We start from the raw sequence: 9964 nt of genomic DNA on the forward strand, positions 1-9964 counted from the left end.
TCGGACGGCACGGTCACCTCCCAAAGCCACGCATGGGCCCGTCGGCGATCACCTGGCACTTGCTGCTGCGGCATCGCCTCTGGGTCACCGCTAAGGGCGGTCCAGACCTGAGGAACTCTCCGGCGCTGGGTCGCCCACCTGCTTCCGCGAGAGGTTCCGGTCAGTGCGCTGCTGGCCGCCGCCGAGCCGGCGCAGCCGCGCGATCTCCTGCCGGGTCAGGCTGGGGCCGCACCACTGCGTCACCTCGGCCGGCGTGAGGTGCTCATCGTCGAGCAGTTGCCGCAGCGCTGCACACGCCTGCTGCTCGAATCTGACGACGGCGGCGTCCCGCTCCCCCAGCGCGACGAGGACCTCTGTCGCACTGGCAGCCAACCGCTTGTCCCGCTCCTGCCGGCTAGCGCGCAGCTTCGCCTGCGCGTCCAGCGCGGCGCGGCGCGCCGCCTGACGCACCGACGGCCGCTCCTGTCGCCCGGGGGGTTGTTCACTCATGATGGGCCCTTCTGCTGCACGGCTCCTGTCATCGACCTAAGCCGCGGGATCGCCCCCGGCGATCACTCCCAATGGATCAGTCCGTGCTATCCGATGTCGTCGCCAGAGACGCCGAGGTGCCGTCCCGGCCAACCGCCACACCCCAAGTCCCGGATCCTTGGCGTGATCGACGCCGCCGTGCCAGGCGCGAACCCCCAGCGAAACCGCAACCCCATGTCACACACACCTCATGCATTCCCGGTCGTTTCCGTTTCAACCACCTGATCGCCAGAGCCCCGGCTGGACGCTTTGGTCGGTGTGACGATGTCCATCCACAAGCTCACGGCCGGGAGCGGGTACGACTACCTGACCCGCCAGGTCGCGGCCCAGGATGCGACGGACAAGGGCCACACCGGCCTGGCCAGCTACTACGCGCAGAAGGGCGAGACGCCCGGGGTCTGGGTCGGGTCCGGGATGGTCGGCATCGACGGCCTTGCGGCTGGCGATGTCGTCACGCAAGAGCAGATGCAGGCGCTCTTCGGCTCCGGCCACCACCCCCTCGCGCAACAACGACTGGATCGGCTCGCGGGCCCGGACCTGACCCAGAGTGACTACCAGGCGGTGACCCGGCTCGGGGCGCCGTACAAGGTGTACTCCAGTGATGTCAGCGCCTTCCGGATCGAGGTGGCCCGCCGCATCCAGGAGCTCGCCACGGAACTGGGGTCCGACGTCACTGACGACCTCGGTGACGGCTCGGACGCCGTGGTTCCGCTGGAGGAGCGGGCGCGGATCCGGACCGAGTTAGCCACCGAGCTCTTCCGCGCCGAGCACGGCCGCGACCCCGCCCCCGGGTCGGACGGCGCGCGTGAGATCGCCGCCACGATCGCGAAACACTCCCGCCCCCGCACGACCGCGGTCGCCGGCTACGACCTGACCTTCTCCCCCGTCAAGAGCGTGAGCGCCCTGTGGGCGGTGGCCGACCCGGCCACCGCCGCCGCCATCGAACGAGCCCACCTGGCCGCCGTCGGGGACGCGCTGCGGTTCCTCGAGGAGCACGCCCTGTTCACCAGGACAGGCACCAACGGGGTCCGTCAGGTCGAGGTCCGGGGACTGGTAGCGACCAGCTTCACGCACCGCGACTCCCGCGCCGGCGACCCCGACCTGCACACCCACGTCGCCGTCGCGAACAAGGTCCAGACCCTCGACGGGGGGTGGCTCAGCATCGACGGGCGGGTGCTGTTCAAGGCCAACGTGTCCGCCTCCGAGACCTACAACACCGCCCTCGAGAAACACCTCCACGCCGGCCTCGGCCTGCGCTTCACCGAGCGTGAGAGCCCCGATGCTGGGAAGCGTCCGGTCCGGGAGGTGGTGGGTGTCGACCCGCGCCTGAACGAGCGCTGGTCGGCCCGCCGGGCGGCCGTCGTGGCCCGCCGCAGCGACCTCGCCCAAGCCTTCCAACGCGACCATGGCCGGCCCCCGACAGCAGTGGAGTCGATCCAGCTCGCGCAGCAGGCCACCCTGGAAACCCGGCAGGCGAAGAAGGACCCACGCACCCTCGCCGAGCAACGGATCACGTGGCGGCGCCAAGCCGTGGAGGTCCTCGGCGACGACCACGCGATCGACGCCATGCTACGCGCAACCACAACACCGGAAGCACCCGGAAAGGCAGCCGCCGGGGTGGCCCGGAGGCCGGTCGACGCGGCGTGGATGGACGCGACGGCCGCCTCGATCGTGGCCACTTTGGAGGCCTCCCGGAGCACATGGCAGGTGTGGCACGTCCGCGCCGAGGCGCAGCGTCGGGTGAGATCCACCGACCCCGCCGACCTCGCTGTCAGGGACGTGGACGCCGTCGTGGGGCTGATCGTCGACGACGTCCTCGAGCGCCGCTCGGTACGCCTCACCGGCCAGGGCGACGGGATCCGTGAGCCGGCGCAGCTGCGGCGCCGGGACGACTCCAGCGTCTACACGGTCCACGGCGCCGACCACTACACCTCCGCCGTGGTCCTGGCCGCCGAGCAGCGCCTGCTCGATGCTGCCGGGCGCCTCGACGGGCCCACCGTCGACACCCCAGCGGTCGATCTGGCGCTGCTCGAGTCGGCCGCGAACGGGGCCACCCTCAACGCCGGCCAGGCCGCCCTGGTGCGCGGCATGGCGACCTCCGGCGCCCGGGTGCAGCTGGCGATCGCACCCGCCGGAGCAGGGAAGACGACCGCCCTCCGGGCACTGTCCACCGCCTGGGCCAACGGCGGCGGCCACGTCATCGGCCTTGCGCCGTCCGCGGCCGCAGCGGCCGTCCTCCGCGACCAGATCAGCACCCTCGCACCCGCACCCGCACCCGCAGCCGCACCGACGTCGGACGCGACTCGCAGCGTCGGCAGCATCATGACGCCGGGCCAGGCGTCGGCGGTGACGGACACCCTGGCCAAGCTCACCTGGTCCATCGACCACGGCGACCTGCCCGACTGGGCAGCGCACATCGACGCCGCCACCCTTGTGTTGATCGACGAGGCGGGGATGGCCGACACCCTCACCCTCGACACCGTCGTCCAGTTCGTCATTGCCCGCGGCGCATCGGTCCGCCTCATCGGGGACGACCAGCAGCTCGCCGCGATCGGCGCCGGTGGCGTCCTGCGCGACATCGCCCACAGCCAGGGCGCGCTGCGCCTGACCGAGCTGATGCGCTTCACCGACCCCGCCGAAGCCGCCGCCACCCTCGCCCTGCGCGACGGCGCACCCGAGGCGCTCGGGTTCTACCTCGACCAGCACCGCGTCCACGTCGGCGACGGCGCCACGACCACGGAGGACGTCTTCACCGCCTGGCAGAACGACGTCGTCAGTGGGCTGGACGCGATCATGCTGGCCCCCACCCGGGAGCTCGTCGCCCAGCTCAACCAGCGTGCCCGCACCCACCGGCTCCACAGTCAGCAGCCAGGGCACGATCCCGGCCCTGAGGTCACGCTGGCGGACGGGAACGCCGCCTCGGTCGGGGACGTCGTGATCACCCGCTCCAACGACCGCCGACTCAGGTTGACCCCGACGGACTGGGTCAAGAACGGCGACCGCTGGACCGTCCTCGACGTCGGCGACGACGGCCGGCTACGAGTCCAACACGTGAGGAACCGACACACCATCACCCTCCCCGCCGGCTACGTGACCGCGTCCACGGAGCTGGGCTACGCCACTACCGTCCACGCCGCCCAAGGGGTCTCCGCGGACACCATGCACGGCCTCGCCAGCGGGCAGGAGTCACGCCAGCAGCTCTACACGATGCTCACCCGCGGCCGGCTCGCGAACCACGTGCACGTCCAGGTCGTCGGCGACGGCGACCCGCACACCGCGGTCCACCCCGACACCCTCGCCCCACCGACCGCCACCGACATCCTCGAGACGATCCTGGCCCGGGACCACTCCCCCGTCTCCGCGACCACCCAGCTCCGCGTCGCCGCCGACCCCGCCCTGCTGCTCGGCCAGGCGACCGCCCGCTACACCGACGCCGTCCACTACGCCGCCGAAGACCTCCTCGGCCCCGATACCGTCCGCGGCCTCGAACGCGACGCCGACCAAGCTGTCCCCGGACTGACCGACCAGCCTGCCTGGCCGACCCTGCGCGCGCACCTGATCCTGCTCGCCGCCCACGACCACACCACAGCCGCGCTGCGTGCCGCCGCCTTCACCCGGGAGCTCGACACCGCAGCCGACCCGGCCGCCGTCATCGACTGGCGCCTCGACGACCCCAGCCTGCCAACCACCTACCCGCGCCACGCTGGCAGTGACACACCCAGCACCGGCCCGCTCCCCTGGCTTCCTGGCATCCCGCCGGCCCTGGCGAAGCACCCGACGTGGGGCGAATACCTCACCCGCAGAGCGGAGCTCGTCACCACCCTCACGGCCCAGGTCAAAGACGCCGCCGCGGCCCACACACCCGCATGGGTCACCCACACGGCCGCCCGCCCCGACCCCACCGTCCTCGCCGACGTGCAGGTCTGGCGGGCCGCCACGCAGGTCCCCAACACCGACCGGCGCCCCACCGGGCCCCCACAGCTGCAGAAGGCCGCAGCCCTGTGGCAGCGCCGACTCACCACCGCGCTGCGGGGCACCCGCTCCCCCGCCCTGCAGGAATGGCAAGAGCTCCTTCACGCCGCCGCACCCGGAATCCGCCACGACGACTTCACCCCGACCCTGGCCGACCGGCTCGCCGCCATGGCCCGGGCCGGGCTCGACGCGCTCGGCCTACTCCGCCGCGCCACGGCCGTCGGGGCGTTGCCCGATGACCATGCCGCCGCCGCGCTCTGGTGGCGGATCAGCCGACACATCTTCCCGGCCGTCGCCGCCGACCTCGACCACCACCGTCGCGACAACCATGCCGCACTCACGGCGTCGTGGGTGCCCCGCCTGACCGCCACCTACGGCCCCGCCCGCGCCGGGCAGCTGCAGGCCAGCCCGTGGTGGCCGGCTCTGGTCACCAGCATCGACCACGCCCTGCAACGCGGCTGGGCCCTGCAGGACCTGCTCGACACCAACCCCGGCCGCAACCCCGGAGCTGACCACCAAGCCGCCGGGCCCGAGCCCCAAGCCGGTGACCTGGACGACTGCCAAGCCATGGTGTGGCGGATCACCGTCCTCACCGACCCTCCCCCACCCATCGAGGACCTGGACGACGACCCACCACCCGAGGACGAACTCCCACCCGCCCGCATCGTCTTCGGTGCAGGGGTCATGAGTGAAACACCCACCCCAGACCAGTGGCCGGACCTCCTGGAACCCAGCACGCACCGTGACGACAGCGACACGGATGGGGCCGCTCCCCCGGTTGAGGTGCGGCTGCAGCTCGCCGCCATGGTCCGCGAGACGATGGGAGCCCTGGACCCCGCCGACGATGACGTGGAGGCCATGGTGGCCCGTGCCGCGCTCTGGGACGACAGCCCGGTCAGCCGCGAGCGGATGCTCGAGGTCAACCAGCTCACCTTGGACTACTTCCGTGGCCAGCTGCCCGGCAGCTGGGCGGACACCTACCTACGCGAACGCTTCGGGCCCGCAACCGAATCGGCGGCCGGGCGCCCGACCGGGCCCGTTGCGACTGCCCTGTCCGCGTTCGGGCCGGGGTACGCGCCCGCCGGGTGGACCTCTCTCGTCACCGCCCTGCGCCGTGCCGGCGTCACCGACATCGAGATGCTCGCCGCGGGGGTCGCCAGCCGCGCCCGCACCGGCAGACTCATCGACCGGTTCCGGGACCGGGTCATGCTCCCGATCACCCACGACGGCGACGTCCTCGGCTTCGTCGGACGCCGCCACCCCAACCTCGACCACACGCCGCCTGCTGGACCGGCTGGCGATGACCAACCTGCGGTGCCGAAGTACCTCAACACCGCGGACACGCCCCTGTTTCACAAGGGCGCCCAGCTCTACGGGTTACCGCCGTGGCCGCTGCCCGAGGACACGGCCCTCGTTCTCGTCGAGGGTCCGATGGATGCGATCGCGGTCACCCTGGCCGGCGGTGGAGCCTTCGTCGGCGTCGCCACCCTGGGCACGTCCCTCACCCACGAGCAGGCGGCGCAGCTGGCGGCGATGGGCCGACCTCTGCTTGTGGCCACCGACGGGGACCTGCCCGGCCGGGTCGCGGCCGAACGGGACTTCTGGATGCTCGCACCGCACGGACTCGCCCCAGCCGTGGCCCTCTTCCCCGACGGATCCGACCCCGCCGACGTCCTGACCCGCGAAGGCCAGCAGGCGCTGCTCGATACCCTCCACCGCGCCCGGCCCCTGGCTTCGCTGCTCGTCGAGGAGCGACTCGACAACCTTCCCCAGCAGACGGCTCTGCGACAGGCCAGCCAGATCCTCGCCGCGCAACCCAGCACGACATGGGCCAGCGGGAGCGGATACGTCGCGCAGCGATTCGGGGTCCCGCTGCAGACCGCCCGCGCCTGCCTCGCCGGCCACGCCGAGGACTGGAACCGCAACCCGCGGACCGCCGCCCAGCAGCAGCTGACCGCCATCCGCGAGGTCCGTTCGCGGCTCGAGAGCGCCGCGCAGCAGCAGCCGGTCGACCGGTGGCACGAACTGGCCCGGGAACTCGACCACCGACTCGCCGCACAGAGCGACTGGCCCGCCCTGGCCACCATGCTCGACCACGCCCATCGGGGCGGACACGACGTCGCCGCGCTCTGCCGACAGCTCATCGACGACGAGCCGCTTCAGGACCGGCCGGCGCAAGAGCTCCGCCACCGCCTCGCGGTCCGGCTCCCCGACGACCCCGAGTTCGACGAGGTGCCGTTCAACGAGCCCGAGACTGCGAGCCACCACCGGACCGGTGCGGCCATGCAGCAGCTGGCCTGCGGCGACAGACCGGCGCACGGACGAGGCCCCATCCGGCGCTGAGATCACAAAACCGGACACCACCCTGGACCGAGGGATGACCGCTGCCAGCGGCTAGCGCCGGACCGACGTTCCGCAATCGGGCCAGGTGCGAAGGGCCGGCACACGCTGACGCTCGCCATTCCAGATCTCTGCGGACGCACTGTGAGTGACTGGGTCATCGGCGTACCGAAAGCCGAAGCGCCCAGACCATCGTCGACCCAGGCGCTCTGAGGCATCGCGGGTCTTTAGTGGGCTGCGTCGAACGCGGCAACGATCCGCTGCGGGATCCGTCCACGCGCGGGAACGTCGTGCCCGTTGCTGTGCGCCCACGCGCGGATCTCCGCGTTACGGGAGGCGCCTACGGCCGCAAGCCGCTGCCGGGTACGCGCGGGTCTGCCTGAAGTCCGAGCCCGGTCGGTCCAGTGCCCCAGGTTCTTGCGCAGCGCCTTCGCGTTCTTCTCCGACAGGTCAATCTCGTAGGACTCACCATCGACGGCGAACGTGATTGTCTCGGCCGCCTCAGTGCCGTCAATGTCGTCGACCAGAGTCGTGATCACTTGTTGGGCCATGACGAGATCGTAAGGGCGGCTGGCTCCGGTCGAGTGACGCCTCTCTGAAGGACGGTCGTTCTACAACGAACTCACGCAACTTCTCGGCGGCCGGCTCACCTCTGAGGAGCGTTCACCGTACGGTGAACGCGTGGACGGGGGAACCGACGAGAAGCGCATGCGCCTGCGCTACGCCGGGTCCTGCCGGGTCTGTGGTGTGCCGCTCCCCGCCCGGGCCGAGGCGGTCTATGAACGGGCGACGAAGACGGTCCGATGCATCAGCCATGACGAGAGCTCGCCAGTCGAGCCGTCCGTCGCGCGCGGCGTCGACCCTGATCTCGGGGACGTCGTGGAGTCCGGCACGCCGGGAGCGTCAGCGCGTCGCGAGTTCGAGCGCCGCAAGGCCAAGCGCGAAGAGCAGATTCGAACCAAGCACCCGAAACTCGGGGGCCTGATCCTCGCGCTCTCCGACGAGCGGCAGTCAACGACCGCCTGGGACACCGGCGCCGCCGGGGAAGAACGACTCGGCAAAGGCCTGGACCGGCTCGCCTCAGACACGCTCCGGCTGCTGCACGACCGGCGGATCCCGAAAAGCAGGGCGAACATCGACCACCTGCCCGTGACTGCCAGCGGTGTCTATGTCATCGATGCCAAGAAGTACCGGAGCCGTCCCCACCTCAAGATCGAAGGTGGGCTCTTCCGGCCCCGCACCGAACGGCTGCTCGTCGGATCCCGCGACTGCACCAAGCTCGTCGACGGAGTGCTCAAACAGGTCGACGTGGTGCGCAGCCTGCTGGACATCGACGTCCCGGTCCACGGTGTGCTCTGTTTCATCGAAGCGGACTGGCCCCTGATAGGCGGCACCTTCACCACCCGCGGCGTCCAGGCGTTGTGGCCCAACAAGCTGTACCCCCCGCTCCAAGCAGACGGCCCCTGCACCGGCGAAACCGTCGCCGAGGTGCACGGGCAACTCGCATACTCGCTACCACCGGCCTGAAGCATCACCCCCGCGCCGAAACGCGGCGAAGTGACGCACAGTCCAAGCACGGTTCACCAGACGCGGCGGCTACACAGTGCTGACGGTCTGAGTTCGGTCGTGAGAGCGGAGTGAGCTAGCAGTGAAGGAGTGTCGCTGGTGCTCCGAATCCTTGCCGCTCAGTCATGCGTCGGGCGCCCGGCGAGGGCTGCAGCTGATCCGCGGCTGAATGCGTCAAGGTGGGACGGTGATAATCCGGTCAAGGCTGCGGGCACCGTTGGAGTCGGCGACGTTGTACGCGTGGTTTCTCCATGAGGAGATGCTGAACTCGCTGTTCGACAGCACGTCGCGGGGCCGTTTGGAGCGCATAGCGAGGCATGCTCTCGGCCTCAGACGCGGTGATCACCTTGCCTATGCCCGCGAACTCGAACGATGGTTAGCCAGATTCGCGGTGCAGCCGTTGGACCTGGCCCTCGCAACCGGCGAATGTCACCGCGGGCAACTCGTCTGGCTGCAGCGCGAATTCATCTGGAGTGACGTCGCAGCCGAGCGACAGGCAAGTCGGGCCGGAGGTACTGAGGTGCGGTCCTCGTTCCGCACGAGCCTCGTTGTTGGGGATCAACGGTCGGTACTGGTTCACGGAAGCTTCAATCCAGCGCGGCTAACCTCCAGCACCTCGAACGTCGAACTGCGCGGAACGCGCCACCAGTTCATGCTTGGGCATGTTGTGGCTCTCGGGCCGAGCGAAGTGGAATTGCGGGCATTGGCGATCGCGACACGGCTTCTCCGGCCGCCGGACGGGCATGCGACGGCGTGGGCTCCGCATCCGCGATGGCAGCGCGTGGACGTGAGCGAGGTCGAGCAGTTCGCGGGAATCGACTTCGAGGTCGCACCTGATGCGCTCGACGTGATGCGCGCCATCCCTGAGGCTGAGGTCAAGAGAGCTCTGGCAGTTCTCATCGGCGAACCGACGGTTCCGAAGGACTGGGGCGGCGAGCAACACGATCTATGGACGACGCGGCTGCGTTTGGAAGGTCGCGCGCATAGCGCGGCGTTTGTCCTCAAGGGGCCTGCGGGCGGATCGATGTGGCGGCCGATGACTATTGCGATGCTGGGCAAGAATGGCGACCAGCTTCAGCGCATGGCGGTATCGCCGGCGGAGGTGCTTGTGCTGCAGCACTGTCACGAGATTCGTCCCGAAGTTGTCTCGATGCTAGAGAGCCTGGCCTCAGACATGCGCAATCCGCGGCGCTTCATGGTCATCGACGGCTATCACAGCCACTCATTGATGAGAGCCGCGGGGCTGGCCGGTTAAGCCGACGGTGACCAGGACACGGTGCGCCGTTGACGGTGTGGACCTCGGCGAGAAGCGCCATTAGCCGAGCCCAAGACCTGCCCAGCAGAACGAGACCAGATCCGCGGTGTCTGACGTCCCTCGCGGCGGATGGATGCGGCTGACACGAGGGAGCGTCCGGCCGCGTCCGATCTTCACTCGAGACATCGGCGAGCGGCAGGTCCAGCCATAGTTGCGGACGCAGGGAGCCTGAGCCGCCTGTCCCGTTCCGGGTCTGATGGAGGCTCTCATTCCACGGAAGGATGAGAGTCATGGCAGCACCGA

At 70.2% G+C, this 9964-nt stretch carries 5 protein-coding genes; 3 read left to right on the forward strand and 2 right to left on the reverse strand.

All coding sequences use genetic code 11. The features are described 5' to 3' along the window. Positions 1–90 precede the first annotated feature (90 nt). Complete coding sequence (locus tag ABD194_RS08160; RefSeq protein ID WP_343989866.1) at positions 91–450, reverse strand: hypothetical protein; 360 nt, start codon at positions 448–450, stop codon at positions 91–93. 342 nt (positions 451–792) lie between these two features. Between ABD194_RS08160 and mobF the strand changes: the two genes are divergently transcribed. After that, entirely contained in the window at positions 793–6843 is a 6051-nt protein-coding gene (gene mobF, locus ABD194_RS08165) for a MobF family relaxase (protein WP_343989869.1), read from the forward strand. Positions 6844–7067: 224 nt separating this feature from the next. On the opposite strand, the gene ABD194_RS08170 is transcribed toward mobF, so the two are convergent. Next, positions 7068–7391 carry a histone-like nucleoid-structuring protein Lsr2 gene (locus ABD194_RS08170; protein WP_343989872.1) on the reverse strand — a complete coding sequence of 108 codons (324 nt, stop codon included), beginning with the start codon at positions 7389–7391 and terminating at the stop codon, positions 7068–7070. A 130-nt stretch (positions 7392–7521) separates the two neighbouring features. Between ABD194_RS08170 and ABD194_RS08175 the strand changes: the two genes are divergently transcribed. Further along, entirely contained in the window at positions 7522–8367 is an 846-nt protein-coding gene (locus ABD194_RS08175) for a nuclease-related domain-containing protein (RefSeq protein ID WP_343989875.1), read from the forward strand. A 298-nt stretch (positions 8368–8665) separates the two neighbouring features. Continuing rightward, entirely contained in the window at positions 8666–9661 is a 996-nt protein-coding gene (locus ABD194_RS08180) for a hypothetical protein (protein WP_343989878.1), read from the forward strand. Positions 9662–9964 lie beyond the last annotated feature (303 nt).

It is taken from the genome of Terrabacter terrae, assembly GCF_039529575.1.
Taxonomy (GTDB): Bacteria; Actinomycetota; Actinomycetes; order Actinomycetales; family Dermatophilaceae; genus Terrabacter; species Terrabacter terrae.

Excerpts from the sequence above, each read along its gene's own strand:
- mobF (WP_343989869.1), top strand. The coding sequence starts at position 793 with ATGTCCATCCACAAGCTCACGGCCGGGAGCGGGTACGACTACCTGACC.
- ABD194_RS08170 (WP_343989872.1), bottom strand. The coding sequence starts at position 7,391 with ATGGCCCAACAAGTGATCACGACTCTGGTCGACGACATTGACGGCACT.
- ABD194_RS08180 (WP_343989878.1), top strand. The coding sequence starts at position 8,666 with ATGCTGAACTCGCTGTTCGACAGCACGTCGCGGGGCCGTTTGGAGCGC.